Source organism: Burkholderia sp. BCC0322 (assembly GCF_902833045.1).
GTDB lineage: Bacteria > Pseudomonadota > Gammaproteobacteria > Burkholderiales > Burkholderiaceae > Burkholderia.
Genome location: NZ_CADFDU010000002.1, coordinates 152,883 through 176,515, shown reverse-complemented (window position 1 = coordinate 176,515; position 23,633 = coordinate 152,883). Strand labels below are relative to the sequence as shown.

The 23,633-nt window shown below is 67.4% G+C and carries 15 protein-coding genes and 2 pseudogenes; 9 read left to right on the top strand and 8 right to left on the bottom strand.

Features of this window, described 5'->3' with window-relative positions; translation table 11 throughout:
* Window positions 1-78: 78 nt before the first annotated feature.
* Window positions 79-363 (top strand): transcriptional regulator, encoded by a 285-nt coding sequence (locus tag HWX39_RS06880; RefSeq protein WP_175966445.1) that lies wholly within the window; start codon window positions 79-81, stop codon window positions 361-363.
* Window positions 364-433: 70 nt separating this feature from the next.
* Here HWX39_RS06880 and HWX39_RS06875 read toward each other — a convergent pair whose 3' ends face one another.
* From HWX39_RS06875 to HWX39_RS06865, 3 genes are all read right to left on the bottom strand, one after another.
* Entirely contained in the window at window positions 434-1,177 is a 744-nt protein-coding gene (locus tag HWX39_RS06875; RefSeq protein WP_175966443.1) for a transporter, read from the bottom strand.
* Window positions 1,178-1,253: 76 nt separating this feature from the next.
* On the bottom strand, window positions 1,254-4,019 hold the full coding sequence (gene mgtA / locus HWX39_RS06870) for a magnesium-translocating P-type ATPase (protein WP_175966441.1): 2,766 nt from the start codon (window positions 4,017-4,019) through the stop codon (window positions 1,254-1,256).
* Between the two features lie 716 nt (window positions 4,020-4,735).
* Entirely contained in the window at window positions 4,736-6,376 is a 1,641-nt protein-coding gene (locus tag HWX39_RS06865) for a S8 family peptidase (protein WP_175966438.1), read from the bottom strand.
* Window positions 6,377-6,797: 421 nt separating this feature from the next.
* Here HWX39_RS06865 and HWX39_RS06860 point away from each other — a divergent pair, with 421 nt between their 5' ends.
* The 3 genes and pseudogenes from HWX39_RS06860 to HWX39_RS36135 all read left to right on the top strand — a co-directional run bounded on the left by HWX39_RS06860 (window position 6,798) and on the right by HWX39_RS36135 (window position 8,410).
* On the top strand, window positions 6,798-7,694 hold the full coding sequence (locus tag HWX39_RS06860) for a glutamate/aspartate ABC transporter substrate-binding protein (RefSeq protein WP_175966436.1): 897 nt from the start codon (window positions 6,798-6,800) through the stop codon (window positions 7,692-7,694).
* A gap of 163 nt (window positions 7,695-7,857) precedes the next feature.
* Window positions 7,858-8,154 (top strand): annotated as a pseudogene (locus HWX39_RS36140) (ectoine synthase); the annotation flags it as partial.
* A 25-nt stretch (window positions 8,155-8,179) separates the two neighbouring features.
* Window positions 8,180-8,410 (top strand): ectoine synthase, encoded by a 231-nt coding sequence (locus tag HWX39_RS36135; RefSeq protein WP_244134937.1) that lies wholly within the window; start codon window positions 8,180-8,182, stop codon window positions 8,408-8,410.
* Between the two features lie 64 nt (window positions 8,411-8,474).
* Here the strand turns inward: HWX39_RS36135 and HWX39_RS06850 are convergent, their stop codons facing one another.
* Window positions 8,475-8,996, bottom strand: coding sequence for a hypothetical protein (locus tag HWX39_RS06850; protein WP_175966434.1), 522 nt, complete (start codon window positions 8,994-8,996; stop codon window positions 8,475-8,477).
* A 310-nt stretch (window positions 8,997-9,306) separates the two neighbouring features.
* Here HWX39_RS06850 and HWX39_RS06845 point away from each other — a divergent pair, with 310 nt between their 5' ends.
* A complete protein-coding gene (locus tag HWX39_RS06845) occupies window positions 9,307-10,560 on the top strand; it encodes a multidrug effflux MFS transporter (protein ID WP_175967617.1) in 1,254 nt (417 codons plus the stop codon).
* A 21-nt stretch (window positions 10,561-10,581) separates the two neighbouring features.
* Entirely contained in the window at window positions 10,582-11,103 is a 522-nt protein-coding gene (locus HWX39_RS06840; protein WP_175966432.1) for a GNAT family protein, read from the top strand.
* A 39-nt stretch (window positions 11,104-11,142) separates the two neighbouring features.
* On the opposite strand, the gene HWX39_RS06835 is transcribed toward HWX39_RS06840, so the two are convergent.
* Together HWX39_RS06835 and HWX39_RS36130 are read right to left on the bottom strand one after the other, a co-directional pair.
* A complete protein-coding gene (locus tag HWX39_RS06835; RefSeq protein ID WP_175966430.1) occupies window positions 11,143-11,832 on the bottom strand; it encodes a hypothetical protein in 690 nt (229 codons plus the stop codon).
* 179 nt (window positions 11,833-12,011) lie between these two features.
* A complete protein-coding gene (locus HWX39_RS36130) occupies window positions 12,012-12,155 on the bottom strand; it encodes a hypothetical protein (RefSeq protein WP_244134936.1) in 144 nt (47 codons plus the stop codon).
* Window positions 12,156-12,432: 277 nt separating this feature from the next.
* Here HWX39_RS36130 and HWX39_RS06825 point away from each other — a divergent pair, with 277 nt between their 5' ends.
* The 3 genes and pseudogenes from HWX39_RS06825 (at window position 12,433) to HWX39_RS06815 (ending at window position 15,147) form a co-directional block, all read left to right on the top strand.
* Window positions 12,433-12,906 carry a hypothetical protein gene (locus HWX39_RS06825; protein ID WP_175966428.1) on the top strand — a complete coding sequence of 158 codons (474 nt, stop codon included), beginning with the start codon at window positions 12,433-12,435 and terminating at the stop codon, window positions 12,904-12,906.
* A 120-nt stretch (window positions 12,907-13,026) separates the two neighbouring features.
* Window positions 13,027-14,448 carry a TPM domain-containing protein gene (locus HWX39_RS06820; RefSeq protein ID WP_175966425.1) on the top strand — a complete coding sequence of 474 codons (1,422 nt, stop codon included), beginning with the start codon at window positions 13,027-13,029 and terminating at the stop codon, window positions 14,446-14,448.
* Between the two features lie 82 nt (window positions 14,449-14,530).
* Window positions 14,531-15,147: pseudogene (locus HWX39_RS06815) on the top strand (LemA family protein).
* 23 nt (window positions 15,148-15,170) lie between these two features.
* Here HWX39_RS06815 and pbpC read toward each other — a convergent pair.
* Window positions 15,171-17,414: a penicillin-binding protein 1C gene (pbpC, locus tag HWX39_RS06810; protein ID WP_175966423.1), complete on the bottom strand. Its 2,244-nt coding sequence runs from the start codon at window positions 17,412-17,414 to the stop codon at window positions 15,171-15,173.
* Between the two features lie 10 nt (window positions 17,415-17,424).
* A complete protein-coding gene (locus HWX39_RS06805; protein ID WP_175966421.1) occupies window positions 17,425-23,478 on the bottom strand; it encodes an MG2 domain-containing protein in 6,054 nt (2,017 codons plus the stop codon).
* Window positions 23,479-23,633: the final 155 nt, after the last annotated feature.

The window sequence follows — 23,633 nt, the reverse complement described above, 5'->3', positions numbered from 1 at the left end:
GCGGTCGCCCCGATCGCCCCGATCGCGTGCCGGACGCCCGAACGACAGCCCCGTCTTGCTCACCGACCACCACAACCCATGACTTCGGAATCCGACGACTCCCCGCTCGATCCTGCTCTCGTCGCGACGCTTGCGACGCTGAACGACGCCGCGAGCGATCCGGCCGGCAAGACCTGGTCGTTGCCCAAGATCGCGAAACGCACGCAACTGCCGATGAGCACGCTGCGCCGCGTGCTGACGCAGCTCGACGCCGCGGGCCTGAGCGTGACGACGCTGAACGAGGACGGCACCGGCAGCGCCGCGCTGACCGACGAAGGGCGCGCCGTGTGCGCGCAACTGTTCGGCGCGAACGACGCGCAATAAAAAACGGGCCGCTGGAAGCGGCCCGTCGTCTTGCGGCCGGGTATGCGGTTCGATACGGGGTATCGGCTCGTTACCACCGCACCGTCACGCCGCCCATCACCGAATGATCGTAGGTCTGGTCGTTCAGCCCGCGCCGGTAGCCGATGTCGAGATCGAGCCACGGTTTCGGCGAATAGATCGCGCCCGCGATCACGAATGCAGGATTCGCACCGGCGCTGCTTGCCGTGTTGCGTGACGTGCCGATGTCGGCCACGATCTGCAACGTGTCGGTCACCTTGTAGATCGCCGCACCCGACACGGCCCAGATCGACGTCAGGTCGCCCTGGCGATTCGGTTGGTACGTCATGCCCGCATTCGCGAGGAACGAAAACCGCGCGACGTCGAGCTGCGCGAGCAGCGTTGCGCCGGCACCCACGCGGCCGGTGCCGAGCCCGCGCCGGTCGTTGCCGGTCGGCGTCGTCAGTTTCGGCTTCAGCGCGATCGACAGCGGGCCGCGTTCGACGAACCGCCATTTCATGCCGATCTCGACATCGCCGACCCCGGCGCCATTTTCGTCGGTGCGTGTCTGCAGATGCGTGTACGGCACGTTCACGTAGAGATCGGCGTGATCGCCGAACCCGCGCGTGAGTGTCGCGTTCCACAGCTGGTGGCGGCCGTTTTCTTCCTGTTTCGAGGTTTCCTCGGCGTTGAACTCGAATTGCCAGTTCGCGTTGCCCTGCGTGCCCGTGTCGTCGCTGACGAGCGGATGGGTGGCGAGGGCATCGAACGGCGCGAGAAGGGCGCTCGCGGCTGCGAGCGGAAGCATTCTTTTCATTGGATCACCTGTCGTGCGTGGCGAGCCGGCCGGCCCGCACGGGGCGCGCGGGCCGGCCGGCTTCAGGAAATGGCGTTCAGAACCACTGCTTGTAGCGGCGCACGTAGATCGTCTTGACGATCTGCGCGAGCAGGATGTAGCCGACCATCGTCGCGGCGAGCCACGGCCAGAAGGTACCCGGCAGGTGCATGAAGCCGAGGGATTCCGCGAACGGCGAGAACGGCAGCCAGCAGCCGATCGCGATCGCGGTGAACGTCGACAGCAGCACCGGCAGCGCGGCCGTGCTCTGCAGGAACGGGATCTTCTGCGTGCGCAGCAGGTGTACGACGAGCGTCTGCGATACGAGGCTCTCGATGAACCAGCCCGAATTCATCACGATCTGGCCGCCGGTGCCGCCGTTCAGGTGATACATCGCACCCGCGCCGAACACGGTCCACATCAGGATGTACGTCGTGATGTCGAACACCGACGACGTCGGCCCGACCCACAGCATGAAGCGGCTGATGTTGCCGGCTTCCCACTTGCGCGGCTTCTTCAGGAACTCGGGATCCATCTTGTCCCACGGCAGCAGCATCTGCGACGTGTCGTAGATCAGGTTCAGCACGAGCAGCTGGGTCGCGAGCATCGGCTCCCACGGCAGGAAGGCGCTGGCGACCAGCACCGAGAACACGTTGCCGAAGTTCGAGCTCGCGGTCATGTTCAGGTACTTCAGGATGTTGCCGAACGTCTCGCGGCCCTTGATCACGCCTTCCTCTAGCACCATCAGGCTCTTTTCGAGCAGGATGATGTCGGCGGTTTCCTTCGCGATGTCGGCGCCGCTGTCGACCGAAATGCCGACGTCGGCGTCGCGCAGCGCAGGTGCGTCGTTGATGCCGTCGCCGAGGAAGCCGACCGTGTGGCCGTTCGCCTGCAGCGCCTTCACGATGCGCGCCTTCTGCAGCGGCGTGAGCTTCGCGAACACGGTCGTGCGTTCGACGACTTCCGCGAGCGTCGCGTCGTCGAGCGCTTCGATTTCCGTGCCGAGCATCGGCTTGCCGGGTTCGAGGCCGACCTGGCGGCACACCTTCATCGTGACGATCGGGTTGTCACCCGTCAGCACCCTCACCGCGACGCCGTTTTCGCGCAGTGCGGCGAGCGCCGGCGCGGCAGACTCCTTCGGCGGATCGAGGAAGGTCAGGAAGCCGCGCACGACGAGGTCGTGTTCGTCGGCGGTGCGGTACTGCTGGCGCTCGTCGCCGCGCGGGATCGTGCGCGTCGCGAGCACGAGCACGCGGAAGCCGTCCTCGTTGTAGGCGCTGGCCTGTTCGAGCAGCCGCTTGCGCGCGACGAAGTCGAGCGGACGCACGCCGTCCTCGTCCTGAACGTGCGTGGAGACGGCCAGCATCTCCTCGACCGCGCCCTTGCAGATCAGCAGGTGCGTGCCGCGCGTGTCCTCGACCACGACCGACAGGCGCCGGCGGACGAAGTCGAACGGCAGTTCGTCGATCTTCTTGTAGCCCTGCGGTTTCACGCGCTCGCCGATTTCGTCGGCACGCGCGACGACCGCGATGTCGATCAGGTTCTTCTGGCCGCTCTGGTGGAAGCTGTTCAGCCAGCCGAGCCGCAGGATCTCCTCGTCCTTGTGGCCCGACAGGTCGAGGTGATGTTCGAGGATGATCTTGTCCTGCGTGAGCGTGCCGGTCTTGTCGGTGCACAGCACGTCCATCGCGCCGAAGTTCTGCACCGAGTTCAGGCGCTTGACGACGACCTTGCGGCGTGCCATCGCCACCGCGCCGCGCGCGAGGTTCGCGCTGACGATCATCGGCAGCATCTCGGGCGTGAGGCCCACGGCCACCGCGAGGGCGAACGTGAGCGCGCTCAGCCAGTCGCCCTTGGTCAGACCGTTGATCATGAACACGATCGGCACCATCACGAACATGAACTTGATCAGCAGCCAGCTCACGCTCGCGACGCCGCGGTCGAAGCTCGTCTCGATGCGCTTGTGGCTCACGACGTTGCGCGCGAGCGAGCCGAAGTAGGTGTCCTCGCCGGTCGCGACGACGACGGCCGTCGCCGTGCCGCTGACGACGTTGGTGCCCATGAAGCAGACATTTTCCAGATCGAGCAGCGATGCGGACGTATCGGTCGCGGCATCCGCCGCACGCGCGCTGGCGGATTTTTCGGCGACCGCGCCGAGCGTGTCGTACTTCTCGACGGGCAGCGCCTCGCCGGTCAGCACGGCCTGGCTGATGAACAGGTCGCGCGACGCGAGCAGGCGCACGTCCGCCGGGATCATGTCGCCGGCCGACAGGTGCACGATGTCGCCGGCCACGACTTCGCGCATCGGCACCTCACGGCGCGACGGTTCGGACGTGTCGGTCACCGCGCGCTGCACGGTCGCGGTCGTGCGGACCATCGCCTTCAGCTTCTCGGCGGCGCGCAGCGAACGGAATTCCTGCACGAAGCGCAGCAGCGCGCTGATCGTGACCATCGTCAGCAGGATCGTCATGCCGACGTAGTCGCGATCGTCGGGTGCCGCGAAGTAGACGTCGGTGAAGAAGCTGATGGCAGCCAGCACCAGCAGCACATAGACAAACGGGTTGTGGAACGAGAGCAGCAACTGGCGGGTCCAGTGCGGCGGCTTGTCGTGCGCGATTTCGTTCGGGCCGTAGTGCTGCAGGCGATCGGCGGCCTGGTCGTAGGTGAGGCCGCGCGTGCTGGTGTTCAGCGACTTCAGCGTGTCTTCGAGCGGACGGGCCGCTTCCTGCGCGGCGCGCATGATGCGCGGGTCGTTCTGCGGGCCGGTGCCGGCCTTGATAAAGCCGCGCTGTTTCTTTTGCGATGTGTTGTGTCGTGTTGTCATGAGTCGGTCCCTGCGCACGAGGCGGCGGGCGGGGAGCGACCGTGACGTTATCGACGCACGAGCGCTCCCTGCCGCGTCGCGTCAGGCGCGATCGGTTGTGGATCGGAGAAGGCGGGAACGCTCGCCGGCGCGTGCGGTGCGGCCGGAGGGGCGATGCGCAGCGTCGCACCGGCGAGCGATAATCGACTACTGTCGTCTGAGTTCATCTGCACTCCTGTCGGTTGTGAATGATCGGCACGGGCGATCGGCAGCGACGCACGCACGAAGGCGCGCGGCCGGACGGCACGCGAACGGAAAGCGCACGCAGCTGACGCTGCGCGCAACACGAATGCACGCGCGCGACGGCGTATCGCGTGCATTCGACAACAATGAAAATTCGGCGGGAGATCTGACCAGTCAGGCCGGAAGGGCGCCGCATCCTGCTTCCCGGGATGCGGCAGAAGACGAGGCTCTGCGCGTTTTCCTCAGGCAGCAGTCAAGTTGGTCAAGGACCAACTACAACTCGCATCGGTGTTCACAGAACACTCCATGTAATTAGACGGGAGCGATGGTAATGGGTCGCTGTGCGAAGCGTCAACCCTTTTGTCAGTCGTTATTTCGAGAAACGTAATCGGGTCGATGCGCGATCGGAGCGACGTCGGAGCGCCCGCAATGAAACGGCCGCGCGCATGCGATATCGGCATGCGCGCGGCCGCGTCGAAGCAGGGTGGCGTTGCTTAGTTGGCCGACGCGATGGCGGCCCCTGCATCGAGGATGCCCGAACCCGCCGGCATCGCGGTACACGACGTGCCGGCCGCCAGCTTGGTCGTGCGCGTGCCGCCCTGCAGCTTCTGCTGGATCTGCGCCGGCGTGAGGTTGCCGTTCACCGACAACATCAGCGCGGCGACCCCCGTCACCTGCGGCGTCGCGAGACTGGTGCCGTTCGCGAGGCCATAGGTGTCCGAGCCCGGCGTCGTGGTGCCGGTGTTCGACGTCGACAGGATGTTGACGCCCGGCGCGCTCAGCGCGACATCGGCGCCGAAGTTGCTGAACGACGCGCGGCGGCCCGTCGCGTCGGTTGCGCCGACGCTGATCACGCCACGGCAGTTCGCGGGCTGGTCGAGACCGGTCGACAGGCCGTCGTTGCCGGCCGCGACGACGACGGTTACGCCCTTCGCGGTCACGTCGTCGATCGCTTGCTGGAACGTCGTGCTGCACGCGCCGACGCCGCCGAGGCTCAGGTTGATGACCTTCGCGGGCGTCGGGTTGTTCGGGACGCCGTTGACCGGAATGCCGGCCGCCCAGCGCATCCCGTCCGCGATGTCGCTCGTCGTACCGCCGCACTTGCCGAGCACGCGCACCGGCAGGATTCGGCCGAGCCACGAGATGCCGGCGATGCCGGCGCCGTTGTTCGCAGTCGCGCCGATCACGCCCATCACGCGGGTGCCGTGCCAGCTGCTGTCGCTCGGCTGGGACGCGCAGTTATAGTACGGACCGTTCGCATTGCTGAGTTCCTGCTGCGTGACCCAGTCGCCCGGATCGGTTGCGTCAGGGCCGCGCGTCAGGCCATTGTTGCTGGTGTTGACGTTGCTGATGAAGCTGTAGCCGGGCAGCAGGTTGCCGACGAGGTCGGCATGCGGCCGGTAGCCGGTGTCGAGCACCGCCGTGACGACGGTCGGCGAACCCTTGGTCGTGCTCCATGCGGGCGGCAGGTCGATGCCCGCGGTCGGGTCGGACAGGTACCACTGCTGGCTGTAGAGCGGGTCGCTCGGCGTGTCGCGGATCTGCATCGGGTGATCCGGTTCCGCGTAGTCGACGTCCGAATCGGCTGAGAATGCCTGCGCGAGCGCGGCTGCGTCGGTGGCGGCCATGCGCTGCCCGAGCGACAGTACGGCAGCGCCGTTCGAGATCGTCCGTTCGACCTGTACGTTCACCGGCGTTTGCCCGACCGTGCTCGCATAGGCGCGTGCGCTGCCGGTGGCCGGTGCCGTCCAGCGTGTCATCGAGCGCTGGATCACCGCGTCGAGCCGCGTCCCGTCGTCGATGGCGGCCATCGCGCGCGTGGCCGTCAGCGTCTTCAGCTTGACGATCAGGTGATCGATCGGCGCTTCGGCCGGCGCCGACTGCGCGGCCATCTGCACGGCGGCCTGCTGCGTCGTGCATGCATTGTTGCCGGCCGTGGTGGGAGCGGGCGTCGGGGCGGTCGGAGCAGGCGTCGGGGCCGGCGCCGCGTTGGAGGAAGACGGATTGCTGCCGTCGCCGCCACCGCCGCCGCCGCAACCGGCGAGGGGCAGGAGGGCGGCGGCAGACAGCATGCCGGCGAGCATGCGCGCATGTGCGGAGCGCGCCAGCGCAAAATTGAATCGTTTGGCTCTCATGTTGAAACTCGATCCTCGTAGATAACCGTCGTGCCGGCGGTGGCGCTGATCCGGCTGACCCGGACCTTGTCTTTTTTGTCTGACGGTTGCAGCAAGGTTGCTGCGACGCGCCATGCACTGGGTAACGGCCTGCGTGGCGGCTTCTTGAGTGCGTTTCACGAGAAAAAACGGGGCGGGCGCAAACGATTACGTTGCTGCGCCGCAGCATGAACGCGTGTTTGGAACGTGTGGCACAGAAGAGGGGGTGAGCCCGTGCGCGGCCGATCGGGCGAAATGTGCGGCGCGGGCCGGTTTGCGCGGTACGGAAAACATCTTTCACGCCCTGGCTGCGGTGGAAGGTTGATTACGCTTTCCCTGATAGGGTGCGAATTTTGTCGGGCGTACGATCGCGATTCGATCAACGTTTCGTCAGGAGAAAAGCATGGATCGCCGCTTACGCTGGCTGGCCGTCGCGCTGTCCTGTGCGCTGGCGGGTAGCGCGCACGCGCAGGCCCTCACCGGCACGCTGAAGAAGATCAAGGACACGGGCGTCGTGTCGCTGGGCATTCGCGAATCGTCGGTGCCGTTCTCGTATTCGGACAACCAGCAGAAGAACATCGGCTATTCGCGCGACATCGCGTCGCGCATCATCGACCAGCTGAAGACGGAACTGAACCTGCCGAATCTCGCGGTGAAGGAAATCCCGATCACGTCGCAGAACCGGATTCCGCTGCTGCAGAACGGGACGATCGATTTCGAATGCGGATCGACGACGAATACGCTCGAACGGCAGAAGCAGGCCGCGTTTTCCAACAGCATCTTTTTGTACGGCATCCGCTTCAGCACGCGCAAGGATTCGGGCGTGAAGGACTTTTCCGACCTGGCCGGCAAGACGGTTGCGACGACCGCCGGCACGTCGGACGAGCGCCTGCTGCGCAAGCTCAATGAAGAAAAGGCGATGAACATGACGATCATCAGCGCGAAGGATCACGCCGAAGCGTTCATGAACGTGACGACCGGGCGCGCGGTGGCGTTCGTGATGGACGAGCCGCTGCTGTACGGCGAGATCGCGAAGGACCGCAATCCGGGCGCGTACACGGTGGCGGGCACACCGCTCGTCCACGAGAACTACGCGTGCATGATGCGCAGGGACGATCCGGCGTTCAAGCATGTCGTCGACGGCGTGATTGCGAAAATGCAGACGTCGGGCGCGGCCGAGAAGCTCTACAACCAGTGGTTCACGCAGCCGATTCCGCCGAAGGGCGTAAGCCTCAACTATCCGCTGTCGGCGGAGATGAGGCAGCTGTTCAGGAATCCGACGGATCAGGCGCAGTATTGATCGTCATCTGGCAGTGTGGCGGGGGCCGGTGCGGCGTTTTGCGGGCCCCTGCAGTCGATGCGCGCCGCGTATGCCGGCTGACCAGTCGGCTTTCATGTCGGCTGCGTTGCAGAAATCGTTGCGTTCGCAACGGGCGCGTGCACCTCGGCGGTGATCCTTCGGGATAGCCGCCTTCTCCCGTTCGTTTCCCTTTCCTTGTCGTTATTCAGAGGTACGCCTGATTATCGAAAGTTCGGCCGATATCGCCCATGCCGAACCCCACGCGCACGGCCCGGGCTGGGACAGCAAGCGCATGATCGTCAAGCAGGACGGCGTCGGCTGTTCGGTTCACGAGACGCGCGTGCATGAAGGGGCGGAATTGCATCGGCACGACAAGCACCATTTCGAAACCAACTACGGCGTGGCGGGCGAAGGGGAAGTCGTCGAAACGGCCACCGGCAAGGGGCACCCGATCACGCCCGGCGCGATCTACGCACTGAACCTGAATGATCCGCACCTCCTGCGCGCGACGCGCGACGCGCGGCGATCTGCATCTCGTGTGCGTGATCAATCCGCCGCTGACGGGGCTCGACACGCATCGGTCGAACGGCAGCTACGCGCCGCCCGCGGGGCGAGCAAGCCTGACGACATTCGATGCCGGATTCGTGCGTGCCGCGTTGCGCGGCGCGACGGGAAGGGCGCCGCCGGCGGCGTGCGGGCAACGGCGGCGACAATGAAAAACCGCCGGCGCGTGCCGGCGGTTTCGGTAGCGACGCTGGTCGGCCGGCGACGCGAAACGCGTCAGGCCTTGATTTCCGGCCCGCGTGCGACCGGCACTGCCGGCGCCGTGGAGCGCGCGGGCGGCTGCGCCGGCACGATGACGAGCACCGGCTCGGGCATTGCCCACGGCGGCATCGCGAACCCGACCGGTTGCGGCGCCGACATCCCGAATGCGTTGGCGAGCGCGACGTGCTGGAGCGCCATCATCTGCTGCTGCATCGCGGCCATCTGCGCCTGGGCCGCCTGCATCTGGTACTGCGCGGCCTGCATCTGCCGAAGCGCCGCGGCCGGCGGCATGCCGCCCGACGACGACGTCTGCATCTCGAAGCTCGCGCCGCCTTGCGGGCTCTGCCAGCGCCACGTGCTGACCTTCATCGGGCCGACGGCCGTCTGTACCACGCGTGTTTCGGCTTTCACGGGCACGGTCTGCCCGTTGACGTTGACGAATATCGGCTGGGCGACGGCGGCGCCGGTCTGCCCGGCCAGCGCGAACACGGGCGCGAGCGCCAGTGTGCCCGCCGCCATGAACGAACGGAATCGCATCTTCATATCTCCATCAAACAAGACTGATCGAAGCAATAATGAACGAATCGTGCGGCTCGCGGAGAGAGCCATCGGCGACTATGCGGGGGCCGGCTTAAACCAGAATTAAAGCGGCGCGAGGCCGCCGGTGTCTTACCGACAGCGGATTCCCGGCCATCCCGCAACCGGCATTCAACCTCGCCCGTGCCAGGGTAATCCGGCCGCGCGACCCCACAACAGGCACAATACGGAATTCGCCGCGCCGCACGCGTGTTCGCAATTCGAACATCGCGTGGCTGCGTCACCGCTGCCTGAATCCTTCCCGGTCGTCATGAACGCCACGCCCACTCCCGCGCGCGAGTCGAATTCGCCGCGATTCCTGTTGTTCCTGATCTGCCTGTTCGCGTCCGCCGGCCAGCTCGCAATCGACATCTACGTGCCCGCGCTGCCCGACATGGCACGTTCGTTCGCGACCACGCCGCAGGCGATCCAGTCGAGCGTGTCCGGCTACATGGCGGCCTATGCGCTCGGCCAGCTCATCTTCGGGCCGGTCGCCGATGCATACGGGCGCAAGCGCGTGCTCGCGTTCGGGCTCGTGATCTACACGATCGGCTGCCTGCTGTCGCTCGGCGCGCAGAACCTGGAGACGTTCGTGCTGGCGCGCTGCCTGCAGGGCTTCGGGATCGCGACCACCAACCTGCTCGCGAAGGCGATCATCACCGATTCGTTCTCCGGCCAGGCGCTGATGCACGCGTTTACGTACATGTCGATCGCGTGGGGGCTCGCGCCGATCGTTGCGCCGGTGATCGGCGCGCACCTGCAGGAATGGTTCGGCTGGCGCGCGTGCCTCGTGTTCCTGCTGGTGTACTCGCTGGTGATGTGGGCGCTGCTGTGGCGTTACCGCGAAACCTTGCCGAAACCGGTGCATCTCGAGCCGCGCACGCTGATGACGAACGCGGGCAAGGTGCTGGCGAGCCCGGTGTTCCAGAGCTGCTTCCTGGCACAAGGGCTGTGCTACAGCATCCTGCTCGTGTTCAACATCGTCGGGCCGTTCATGGTGCAGACCACGCTGCACAAGCCGCCGACTTTCTTCGGCTATCTCGCGCTCGGGATCGGGCTGATGTATTTCCTCGGCGGCTTGTCGAACCGGATTCACGGGCCCGGGCTGCCGAGCGCCGAGCAACGGCTGCGCATCGGCGCGCGCGTGATGGCAGGCGCGTCGGTCGCGATGCTGGTGCTGGCGCTGACCGTCGGGCTGCGCGTCTGGACGCTGGCGATGCCGGTGCTCGTGATGGGCTTCTGCGCGGGCGCGATGTACCCGACGCTGATGGCCAAGGGCAACTCGCTGTTTCCGCATATCGCGGGCCTGACGAGCGCGATCCTCGGATGTGCGCTGCTGCTGGTGTCGTCCGCGATGATGGGGCTGGCCGGTTTCGTGTCGATTCATGTGCTGACGCCGCTCGCGGTGTTCTTCGTCGCGCTGTCGTGCATCGTCGTGTGGATGGTCACCAAGCTGCTGCGGTACCTGTCGCAGCAACAGGCGCAGGCCGCGCCCGTCGTGTGCGGGCGCGGAGAGGCCGCGTAAGTGCCGCCTGTCGACCGACCCATGAGCCCGATCCTGCTGAACCGCGTCGCCCGAACCGACGCCGCCGACCTGATCGCCGCCAATCGCGCGAGCCGGCGTCACCATCTGCCGTGGGTCGACGCGTTCACCGACCAGGCGGGTTTCGACCAGTGGTTCGCCCGTTGCCTGACGGGGCCGAACGTCGGCCTCGTCGCGCGCGAGCGTACGTCAGGGGCGGTGGTCGGCGTGGTGAACCTCAACGAGATCGTCGGCGGCGTGTTCCAGAGTGCGTATCTCGGGTACTACGGCATGGCGGCGTTCAGCCGCAAGGGGCTGATGACCGAGGCCATGCGCGCGGCGATCGGCGTCGCGTTCGGCGAACTCGGGCTGCATCGGCTCGAAGCGAACATCCAGCCCGGCAACCACGCGTCGCTTGCGCTGGTTCGGCGGCTCGGTTTCACGAAAGAGGGGTTTTCGCCGCGCTATCTGCGCATCGGCGGCGAATGGCGCGACCACGAACGCTGGGCGCTGCTGGCCGACGGCGAGCCCGAAGCGCGCACCTGACGCCCGCTACCGGGCGATCTTCTTCCCGCCGCCGGCCGCTTACAGCGGATGCGCCGCGCCGGCCTGCGTCAGCAGCGACACGGCAGCCGGGTCCGGCATCCCGTTCGAGTCGATCGCGCCGGCTTTCGCGAGCGCGACGAGATCGCCGTCGACACCCGGCTGCCCGACCGTGAACGGCGTGCTCAGGAAGGCCGATGCCGCGAGCGTGACCGAATAGCGCTGCTGCAGGTTCGTGACCACGGCCGATTGCGCGGCCTGCACGGTGCTCGAGCTGTTCATCGCCTGCTGATAGCGCGGATTACCCTGGAAATTGCCGATCATTGTGGCCGTGTTCGTGCCGAGCTGGGCGGCGAGATAGGCCAGCATCAGTTCGGTCTCGGGGGTTGTATTGAACGTGCCGCCCGCGTACGCGAGCGAATGCAGGCTCGTGCCGCCCGACGTCACGGTGATCGCGCACGGCAGCGCGGCATTGACCGTTACGCTGTAGTTGCCGCCGCCATCCGTCAGCGTTGTCGCCGAACCCGTCACGCAACTGATCGTTACCTGCGCGCTGGCGAGTGCGTCGCCCGTCGCGGCCGTGCCCGAGATCGCGACGGTCTGCGTGTTGTTGTTGAAGCAGACATCCACACCGAAGCAGGCATCGCCGTTGCAAGCCTGCAGCGTCGCGAGGGTGGCGAGGCAGAGCGTGCCCAGCGCGGGGCGGATGAAACGCCTGGGGGGAGTGTTCATGGTCGCTGGCCTTGAGGAGAGTGGGGCAACCGGTCGGCGCCGAAGGTGCGGTGCCGTTCATATTCTAGGTCCCGAATCGGGGCGCTGCTTGCCCGTTTGGCTCGTCAGGCCTGCCTGCGACCGGGAGCGACCTGCCGTCGAGCGTGTCGTGCGCAGTCCTGCTCTGGCGGTTACGCGCGTCAGTTGCGCGGCGGACGAGCCGGCGCCATCACGTAGCCGAGCAACAGGCTCAGTACCATGCTGAGCACGAGCGTGTGCCAATGGCCGATCAGCAACTGCTGATAGTGCTCGCCCATATCCGGCGTGATCCAGCAGCACGTCATGGGATGCAACCGGGCCTGGTGACACTCCAGGATGCCGCCATGCAGATAGGCATCCTACAGCGCATCGCCTGAATACAGCCCCAGGAAGAGCGGGACGATCTGTACGCCGTACTGGAGCAGCTTCCCCTCGGTTTCGGTTGTCATTCTGGTCGACTCCGGAATCGGCCTGCGTCGGTTTGTCGTTTGTGTCCGAATGCATCGCGTGCTCGATATTGTCGACCGAATCCATCGCGGCGCACAATGGCTTGCGGCTTGAGAGGACCGTTCGGAACGTCAGGTGGAAACGGCCTGGAGCGAAGAAAAAGCGGCGACCGATAAAGGTATCCGGATTCACTGCAATCACGGTAAGGCAAGCACCGGGGAAATGATGAGCAAGATCAGTTGTATATGCGGAGACACGATTCGGGACAACTGCGATTCGCTGCCTTACAAGGCAAGGATTCTCAAGGATACGGCGTACGGACCGTTTTTCGACTGGCTGGTGAGCGAGGTGCAAAGCTACGTCGTGGCCGCGCAGCTGGGCGAGACGTCTGATTGGCTCGTGAGTCGCGGTTATTCGAGCGACTACATCGGCTTGCAACTCGATCATGGCAACGTGCTTCACGACCATTTGCACACGCGCCTCCACTGTCTTGAAAGAACCGCGTACGAATGCACCGCGTGCGGCCGGCTGCTGATCGAAACCGCGGAGGACAACCGTTTTGAAACGTATGCGCCGGTATCGGGGAGATATGGCGGCATATTGAAATGACGAGGCCCGGAAGTCGGCTGGAAACCTTTCAGTTCCTTTCACAATTGGTTATGCTGCGGGACGATTAAAAACGACGAGAGAACGCGCCGTTCCCGATGGAGCCGGCGCGCCGTTTCCGACATGAACTTGAAACGACAGACGGGCCGGCCGGGCGGTGAGGGCGATCCGGCATCGCGGGCAGGCACGACCCGAAACGGCATTCGGCGCACGCGCGGCATGAAGGGTGCGGCCGGCAGGCCCGGCTTCTGGCAGGCCGCGGCCTTGCTGGCAAGCGCGGTCCTGCTGTTCGGCGGCGCGGCCACGGCAGCGCCCACCGAAGACGGCGGTACCGCCGTCGCGGCTTCGTCGGTCGCCGCGCTTTTCACCCCGGCCCAGTCGGCCTGTACGCATGTGGCTGCCGCAGCGGCCTATCCGGTCGCCGCACAACCCGAAGCCGCGCCACCGCTGAAAGGCCGCGTGACGGACACGACGGGCGTGCTCGGCACCGCCTGCGCATCCGAACTGACCGACCGCCTCGCTGCGCTCGAACAACGGCTCGGCGTACAGGCAGCGATCCTGCTGGTCGCGTCGACCGGGCAAGCGACGATCGAACAGTTCGCGACCACCGTATTCGACCATTGGAAGCTCGGCAAGGCCGAAGTCAACAACGGGCTGCTGCTCGTCGCAGCGCTCAACGACCATACCGTGCGGATCGAAGTCGGCTACGGGCTCGAAGGGACGATTCCGGACATCGTCGCGGGCCGGATCATCCGCGAGCGGATCGTGCCGGCATTCCGCGAGAACCATATTGAAGCCGGCATCAGCGATGCGGTGGATGCGTTGACGCGCCAAATGTTGCCGGCGGACGTCGCCACACCGGAGCACGCGGCACCCGCGGCAGCGCCCGGCGGGCGCGACGACGCATACGCAACGGAAGCAGCGGCCACGACCGGCGCCACGAACGCATCGCCCCGCGACGCACGAAGCGGCGGCGAAAAGTACCAGCCGAACGGCCTGCCTGAGCGGAAACGCACGAACACGGGCGGCGCGCGCTTCTGGTTCCTGCTCGCGCTTGCCAATGTCGTGCTGGGCGTGGTCGCGCAGTGGCGCCGGCTGCGCCGCAGGGTGGCGCTGCTGGCCGCCTGGCTCGTGGCGGCCGTCGTGCCGATCGTGATGCTGCCGGTCGGCGCGATCTTCAACGGCAGTCCCGGAGCGATGCTGGGTGCGGCGCTGTTCGTCCCGGCGGCGGCCGGTATCGCGCCGTGCCTGCTCGGCATCAACCTGTTTCTGTCGGCGCGCGTGCGCAAATACACGGCGATCGTGGGCGGGACGCTGTTCATGATCATCGCGATCGGGCGCGAGATGGATTATTCGGTCGGGGAAGTGCTGTCCGGCATCTTCAGCGTGCTGTGCGTGCTCGCCGTGATCTGGGCGAAGTTGATGGGCATCGGTTCGTCTTCGTCGTCGTCTTCTTCGTCCGGCTCCCGATCGCGGTCGAGCTCCGATGCGTTCCGCGGCGACGGCGGCTCGAGCGGTGGCGGCGGCGCATCGGGCCGCTGGTAGCGCGCTGCGCACGGCTTTCCCGCGCACCCGATTCTTTTCACCTACCGCTCCAGCCGGAGCGTTCAACCGGAAACAATCCACGATGAAATGGTTTCGAATCCTGCTCGTGTGCTGCGTGCTGGCTCCGCTCGCGGGGTGCGGCTACAACGCGATCCAGTCGTCCGACGAGGACATCAATGCCGCGTGGTCCGAAGTGCTGAACCAGTACCAGCGCCGCGCCGATCTCGTGCCGAACCTCGCGGCGTCGGTGAAGGGCTACGCGTCGCACGAGGCGCGCGTGCTGACCGAGGTGGCGTCGGCCCGTGCGCGCGTGGGCAGCGTGCAGATGACGCCGGAAATGGCGAAGGACCCGGCCGCGCTCGCGGCGTTCGACCAGCGGCAGGGCGAGCTGTCGGCGGCGCTGAGCCGGCTGATGGTGGTGTCCGAGCGCTACCCGGAGCTGAAGGCGAACGAAGCGTTTCGTGATCTGCAGACGCAGCTCGAAGGCACGGAAAACCGCATCGCGGTCGCTACATCAAGACGGTGCAGCACTACAACGTGCAGATCCGCCAGTTCCCGGGCGTCGTGATCGCGAGGATCTTCGGCTACCAGCCGCGTCCGAATTTCGGCGTGGCGAACGCGGCGGCGATCTCGGTCGCGCCGACGCTCGATTTCTCCGCACAGCCGCAGCCGCCAAAGGCAAACGTGGCCGGCGAGTAACGCCGGCTCACGGTCTCACGCGCTCAGGGCTTGCGCGCGGCCGCCTTCGCGAAAGCGCCGCGCACCTCGAAGCCGATCGCATCGGCCACATTGCCGCGCGCATCGACGAGTTCGAGCCGGTGCCGGCCCGGCCACGGCATCCACGCGACGCGATCGGCATGCCCGATCACCTTGTCGTCGAGTCGCCACGCGAATTTCGACGCGCGCCCGGCCGAGCGCTCGAACCAGATCCGCTGGTTCTTCGGCGGAATGTCCGGGTCGATCGCGAAGATCGTACCGTCGGTTGGCGCGCCGATCGTCAGCGGCGCGCGTGCGCCGTCCTTGCCCGGCGTGACGGGGGCGGCGAGCCGGATCGTGTCGAGCGCGGTTCCCGCGATGAACCACTCGTTGCGTGACGGTTCGATATCGCGTTCGAACGTGATGCGGCGCGTCTCGACGCCGACCGGCGCGCGCGGCGCGCGGCTCGGCTGGTCGCGGTGAAGGTAGCCGACGACAGCCGACCACACCGGCGACGCACCCGTGACGCCGGACACGTCCCACATCGGCGAGCCGTCCGCATTGCCGACCCACACACCGACCGTATAGCGCGACGTGAAGCCGACGGTCCAGTTGTCGCGCATGTCCTTGCTCGTGCCGGTCTTGACCGCCGAGAAGAAGCGCGTCGCGAGCGGATTGTCGAAGCCGAACGTGCGCACGCGGGCATTGTTGTCGGAGAGGATGTCGGTCACGACGAAGCTGGCCGCCTCGCTGAACACGCGCGTACCGTCGGTGGCTTGCGCGGCGGCCGATGCGCCGGAAGCCGGCGCGGGCACGGGCACGGGCACGTCGACGACCTTGCGGGCAACGCCGCCGTTCGCGAGCGCGCGGTACGCGTTGGTGAGCGACAGCAGCGTGACGTCCGCACCGCCGAGCGCGAGGCTGAAGCCGTAGTAGTCGCCTTCCTGCGCGAGCGGCAGGCCGAGCGCGGTCAGCGTACGTGCGAAGCGGTGCGGCGTGACGAGCACGAGCGTACGCACGGCCGGCACGTTCAGCGAGCCGCCGAGCGCGCTGCGCACGCTCACCCAGCCCTTGAAATCCTTGTCGTAGTTCTGCGGAATGTACAGGCCGCCGCCGGCGGCGAGGTTGATCGGCGCATCGTCGAGCAGCGACGCGGCCGTCAGCCGTTTCTCGTCGATCGCCTGCGCATAGAGGAACGGCTTGAGCGTCGAGCCGGCCTGACGCGGCGCGAGCACGGCATCGACGTCGCGCGCATTCGACAGCGCGCCGGACGATCCGACCCAGGCACGAATCTCGCCGGTCGCGTTGTCGATCACGACGACCGCGCCGTCCTGCACGTTGCGCCGGTGCGCGGGCGCGTTGAGTTCGGTCAGCGCGCGCATCAGCGTGTCGCGCGCGAAGCGTTGCAGCGGCGCATCGAGCGTCGTGCGCACCTGTGCGCCGGCCGTTGGCCGCACCTCGGCCGCGATGCGTCGCGCGAAGTGCGGGGCGAGGGCGGCGCCGTCGTCGCGCGCGGCGCTGGCCGGACGCGCGGTGACGAGCTGCACGTAGCCGTCGAGCGACGCGCAAGCCTGCTCGGCATGCATGTCGCGCAGGATCCGGCATGCGCGCTCGGCGACTTTCGCGGGCGTCGCATTGGGCGCGCGCACGAGCGCGGCCGCGATCGCGGCTTCGCGGGCGTCGAGGCCCGACGGCGCCTTGCCGAACAGTACCTGCGACAGCGCGGCGAGGCCGATCGTCTCGCCGCGGAACGGCACGAGGTTCAGGTACGCCTCGAGCACCTGGTCCTTGCGCCAGCCGCGTTCGAGCAGCAGCGCGTTGACCGCCTGCGTCGCCTTCTGCGGCAGCGAGCGCTGGCCCGACCGTCGCGGCGAATCGCTGAGCAGTCCGGCGAGCTGCATCGTGACGGTCGATGCGCCGCGCGTGCGCTCGTTCCACAGGTTGCCCCATGCGGCGCCGGCGATGCCGCGCCAGTCGACGCCGCTGTGTTCATAAAAGCGCTTGTCTTCCGACACGACGATCGCCTCGCGAAACGCGGGCGACACATCGGCGAGCGACACCCAGTCGCCGCGCCGTTCGGCGAGGTCGACGCGCGTGCGCTGCAGCGGCGTGCCGTCGCGCGCGAGCAGCACCCAGTCGGAGCTGCGCCAGTTGCGGCGCACCGTGTCGTAGCTCGGCAGCGCATGCGCGACGAGCGGCGCGGCCAGCACGATGGCGATGAATACGCGGCCGGCGAAACGCGCCGGCCGCGGCAATACCGGATCGATCATCAATGTCTCGTTACTTGCCCGGTTCGGCCGGCTTCACGGTCATCGGCGGGTTCGGCCACAGGCCGTACACGGACGGCGCGTAGAGCGCCTCGACGCGCGTCGGCGGCAGCCCGAACGTGCCGACGTTGTTCAGCCGCACCGTGTACTCGACCGAGAATTTGCCCTTCGGCAGATAGTCGTAGTACGCGCGGTAGCCGTCGAAGTCGCGCTCGATGAACGCCGGCCACGCGCCGTCCGGCGTCTTCTCGCCTTGCGTCGCGGCTTCGGAGTCGCGGCCGAGGCCCGAACCGAGGATCGTCGAACCGGCCGGCACCGGATCGTTGACGACGACCCACGTCATGTCGCTCTGCGCATCGATGTCGAGATGCACGCGCACGACGTCGCCGCGCGTCAGCACACCCTTGACGGCGGGCGATACGGGCGTGACCGTCTTCGTGATCCGGTAGCCGGCCGCGAACGGTGAGCGCAGCGGCACCGCCGCGAGGCTTTCGATCGTGGCCCACGGGCGGCCCGTGCCGTCCTGCGTGACGGACAGCGTGGCCGGCGCCTGCGACGCGCGCGGCCACGGCAGCATCACGCTGCGGGCCGCGGCGGCGCGGGTGGCCGGGGTGGCCGACGCCGCCGACGATCCATCGGCGGGCGCGGTAGCCGATGCCTGCGACCACGAGATCGTGCGCTCTTCGCCGCCGAGCGCGACCTTCGTCGCGCCGGCAACCGGCGTGCTCTCGTAGGTGCGCGAGAAGCGCTCGACCGCGAGCAGGCCGAGTGCGTTCGACGTCGTGGTCTGCCATGCACCTTGGCGCTGCAGTGCGAGCAGGCCGGCCGTCACGCGCGGCATCTCGTCCTTCCACGCCGGGTCGCCCGCGAATTCCAGCGCGAGACGCGCCGCGTTGGTCTCGTTGCTGGTCATCAGCCACCACAGGTCGTCGTCGCGCGCGGTCGAGAACACGAGCTGCGTGCCCTGGTACGTGAGGCGTGCCCGCAGGATCTGTTCGACCTGTGCGCGTTTCTCGTCGCGTTGCGGGATGTCCTTCACGCGTGTCAGGATCGCGTGATAGTCGATCACCGCCGACGTCGGCCACTGGTTCGGCGCGATCTCGATCGAGCCGAGCATGCGGCCCTGCGCGGCGCCGTAGCGCGACAGCGCCTCGATCGCGGCCAGCTTGCGCAGGTCGCGATCCTGGCGCGGCGCCCACGTGTTGCGTTCGAGGCGGCCGTCGACGAAGCGCGCGAGCCCGGCCTCGAGCTGGGTGCGCAGGTCTTCCGGCAGCGCGAAGCGCGGGTCGAGGCGGCTTGCTTCGTCGGACACCACGAGCAGGTACGACGACAGCGTCGCGCTGCCGGCATGCGAATCGTCGGACGACGGCGGGAAGTAGCTCGCGAGCCCGTCACTGTCGAGATAGACGGGCATGCGTGCGATCAGCGCCTGCCATTGTGCGGGGTCGCGCAGGCCGATCGCGCGCGAGGTCTGCTGTTCGAGGCAGCGGTACGGATAGCGCTCGAACCAGCGTTTCACGCCGGGTAGCCCGTCGGCAAGCTTCGACTGCAGCGACACCGCGATGCCGCCGCGCGGCAGGCCTCGCGCGTTGTTCGCGGCGCCGGCCGGGGAGGCTACCGGCACCGTCAGCGTGCCGTCGACTTGCGCGAGCGTCGCCTGCTGCACGGTGACCGGCAGTGCGGGCACGACCTTCTGCGCGACTGCCAGCGCGTCGGATGCGCGCTTGCCGCCTTGCTCGGCCGCTTCGATGCGCCAGTTCAGCGCACCGGCCGCGTCGAGCGCCTGCTCGGGCACGGTGATCGTCCACGCGACCTCGGTTGCCGTATTGGCCGCGAGCGATACGGTCTGCGGCGCGACGTCGAGGCCCGTCACGCGCGGCGTCACGACGACCTGCATCGCGCGGTCGGTCGTGTTGCGCAGCGTGACCTGCGCGCGGAACGCGTCGCCTTCGCGCACGAGCGGCGGCAGGCCGGAGATCAACTGCAGATCCTGCGTGCTGCGGATCGACGTGCTGCCGGTGCCGAAGCGGTCGGGGCCGACCGCCGCGATCGCGACGATCCGGAAGCGCGTGAGCGCGTCGTTCAGCGGCACCTCGACGGTCGCGCTGCCGTTCGCATCCAGCGTCACGCGCGGATTCCACAGCAGCAGCGTGTCGAACAGCTCGCGCGTCGGCGCGCTGCCGCCACCGCCGCCTGCCGGCACGGCCTTGCGGCCGAAGTGGCGGCGGCCCACGATTTCCATCTGCGCGGTGGCCGTCTCGACGCCGTACGCGCGCCGCCGCAGCATCGCGTCGAGCAGGTCCCAGCTGTTGTTCGGCATCAGTTCGAGCAGCGCCTCGTCGACGGCCGCGACCGCGATCTGCGTGCCGGCCGGCACGGGCTGGCCATTCGGCAGCGTGACTTTCACGTGCGCCTGCGCCTTGCTGCGCACCGTGTAACGCGTCGCGTCGGTCGTCACGGTCACCCCGAGGCGGTGCACGCCCGTGCCGACCTTGATTTCGCCGAGACCGTAGCGGAACGCCGGCTTCGACAGGTCGACGAACGCGGTCGGCGCTTCATAGTGACGGCCTTCGCGCCAGAACGCGCGCGCCCATTCGACCGGCGCCTTCCAGCCCCACGTGAAGAACGAGTACCACGGCACTTCGCGAATCCGGCCGCGCAGCGCGAGCACCGACACGTAGACGTTCGGCCCCCACGATTCGCCAACCTTCAGGTCGACCGTCGGATTCTTGCCGTTCAGCTCGACGATGTGCGTTTCCATCACGCCGCCGCGTTCGACGGCGACCAGCGCGGTCGCGTAGCGGAACGGCATGCGCACCTGGAAGCGGGCGGTTTCGCCCGGTTCGTACGAGGTTTTCTCCGGGATCACGTCGATCCGGTCGGTGTTGTCGCCGCCGAACCAGAGTTCGTCTTCGCGCGTGACCCACACCGACGTCGATGCATTCGACGTGCGGCCGTCGCCGTCCTTGGCGACCGCGATCAGCTGCACGTTGCCGGCCTGTTCGAGCGTCGCGTCGCAGGCCATGCGGCCCTTGTCGTCGGTCTTGCCCGAGCACAGCACGCCGAGGTCGCGCGTGTCGCTCTTGTTGTCGTACGCATAGAAGCCGCCGACCATCCGCTTGCGCGACGACGTCGTGATGTGCGCGACGCCCTTGATCTCGATCGGCACGGATGCACGCGGCTTGCCTTGCAGGTCGACCGCCAGTGCCTGCACGGGCACGCGCTGGCCGACCGATACCCAGCGGCCCGCCTTGATGCCGGCCACGACCGCGGCCGGCCACAGGATCGTGTCGCCGCGAATCGTCTGCACTTCGCCGTTCGGGTCGGCGAACGTCGCTTCGAGCGCGATGCGCTTCGGTGCATCGACGTCGGGCAGGCCCTTGAGCGTGACCGAGCCCGCACCGTTGCGGTCGAGCGTCAGCGGCAGCTTGTCGGCGATCAGCTTCGTTGCGTCGGGATCGTTGTTCGACGCCGACGCGTTGTCGCCGTCCTGCGAATCGTCGTCGGCATTGCCGTCGCTCGTGTCGGGGCGATACGGCGTGAAGCTGAAATCCTCGAAGCGATCCGCGAACGGCGGCGACGCCCACTTCATCAGTGCCGACACCTGCACCGGCAGGTTCGATGCGCCGCCGCCCGACAGGTAGTCGATCTGCACCGCGAGCGGCGCTTCCTTCACGGCGACGAGCGGGCTTTTCTGCGCGTCGCGTGCGCCGATCGACCCCTTCAGCACCGGCAGGCGGAACGCCTCGACGCGGAAGCTGCCGCTGTAATAGGTGGCGGTCGGCGCGTCCTCCGGGCCGCCTTCGAGTTCGACGCTGTATTCGCCGAGCTTCGCGGCGGCAGGCAGCGTGAACTGCGTGTCCGCGCTGTGGTCGGCCGCCCACGTGAGCGGCAGCTTGTAGGTCTGCCCCGTGCCGAGATGGCGGATCGTCACGCGCGTCGGGTATTGCGCAGGGAACGCGAGGCTCTGCAGCGTTTCGGCGCGGATGAAATGCTTCATCGACACGGTTTCGCCCGCGCGCAGCAGCGTGCGGTCGAAGACCGTATGCGCGCGCACGGTCCGCGCGCTATCGGTGTCGGTCGGCACGTTGAAGCGCCACGATTCGATCCCGCGGTTCCAGCCCGAGCTGACGAACGCCATGTCGGGGCCCGTCTTCGGATCGTTCACACGGGCCGACACGAAGTAGTCGTCGAAGCGTTGTTCCGAATCGGACGAGCTGCATGCGCGCTTCGATTCGAACGCGCCGTCGATCTTCAGCAGGCCCTGTGCGTCGGTCTTGCCGGACGCGATCTCGTCGCCGTTGCAGTCCGACACGCGGATCTGCGCGTTCGGCACGGGCTTGCCCTTGTCGAGCGTCGTGACCCACACGAGGTTGTTTTCGCGGCCCTGTTTCAGGTGCACGGCGAGGTTGGTGACGAGCACCGTGGTGCGCACGTACATGCTCGACGGCTTCGCGAGCAGCGAGCGGCCGAGCGCGGGCGACGCGAGTTCGAGCACATAGAAGCCGGGCTTGTCGATCGGCACGCCGACGACTTCGAACGGGCGCAGTGCCTTCGGGTCCGCCTTCGGCAGCGTCAGCGCCTGCACGCCGGGCTGGCCCTTGAGCAGCGTCAGCGAGCGCACGTCGATGCGGCGATCCTTCGGCGCGGGCGCTTTTTCGCCGGCTTCGCGCGGTACGTAGACGGGGTGCTGGCCCTTGCGTTCGAGCAGGCCGGGAATCTGGCTGTCGATCGAACCGGCCGTCATCGACCAGTTGTCGAAGCGGTCGACCGTGCGCATCCACTGGCGAATCGCGGTGTCGTCGTCGACCTTCAGGTTCGAGAACTGCGCGCCCTGGGTATTGAGGCCGTCGATATGCAGGTCGGCCTCGACGTTGCGCAGCGTGACGGGCACGAGCGCGGGCGAATCGGGTTCGGCGAAGCGCTCGACGATCCCGAACGTGCCCGACGAGAATTTCGCGAGCGGCGGCATCGGCGCGGTGCGCGTCGCGAGCGGGAACAGGTCGGCGTTGGACAGCGAGCGGTCGGTCACGTCGCGCAGGCCCGACGGCAATTCGATCGTCAGGCCGGCCTGTTCGGGCAGCGGCGGGTTGAACGTGACGGTGGTGACTTCCTCGCTCTTGTCGTCGGCCGCGAAGGTCGGCGACAGCGAACCGTCAGGGCCGCGCAGCTTGATCGCCTCGGCGTTCTTGCGCGTGATCGGTGCATTGAACGACAGCGTGAGCGGGCGCAGCGGCGTGCAGGGCGCCTTCGCATTCTCGCGTTCGCACGAGAAGCTCGCGGCGAACGGTGCCCGCACGGTGAAATCGAAGCGCCGCTCCGTCTCGTTCGGGATTCCGCTCGGGCTCGTGACGCCCTTGCCGTATACGAGCTGCATCTTTGCGCTGGCCGGCAGCGCTTGCGCGCACGAGAGCGTCAGCACGCGCGCGGCATCCTTCTTCAGGCCGAAGTGATCGAGCAGCGCGTTGCGCGCATCGTCGTCGGCGGCCGTGACGGGAATGCGGTTGCCGATGCCGGCCGCCTCGCACCAGATGTTTGCGAGCGCCGAGCGCGGTTCGGCCGGGCCGTTCAGCTTCAGCACGAACATCTGCCGTTCCTCGATCTCGCGCGAGCCGGGGCGGACGTTCACCGGGAACGGGCCGCCCGTCTGGAACGTGAAGCGGCGCGGGCCGCTGGCCGCATTGCCGGCGACCGAGCGCAGCGTGTCGTTGAGTGCAACCGAGCAGCGCACGCCGGGCGGCAGGTCGTTTTCGAAGTCGTAAACCCAGGTCTTGTCGTCGAGCCAGTGGCCCTGGCCGCGTGCGGCAGTCGAATCGTTGCAGGTCACGCGGGCGGGGTTCGGCGCGGACGCCGAGCCGAATGCGACCATCGGTTCGTCGAACTTGACGACGGCCTGCCGGACTTCGGTGACTGTGCCTTGCGGCGACACGCTCACCGTGCGCGCCGCGCCCGCATGCAGCGACAGCGCCGTGGCGCCGCCGAGCGCCGCGACGGCGCCAATGCGCCAGAGCAGCCGGGTGGTGTGGTTGGTTTGCGTTGCCTTGTTCTGTTTGTCGTGCTGCTTCATCGCTCGATTGCCCTCGGAGGGAAGCTTTCTGTTTGATTGCACGCGATTCTAACCGACCGACATGTGCACGCATCGCGCCGCACAGTGTGGCGTCAGTGTGCGACATTGGCGGGCGCGCCGCAGATTTGTCGCGCCGACGACACAAAAACGAAGAG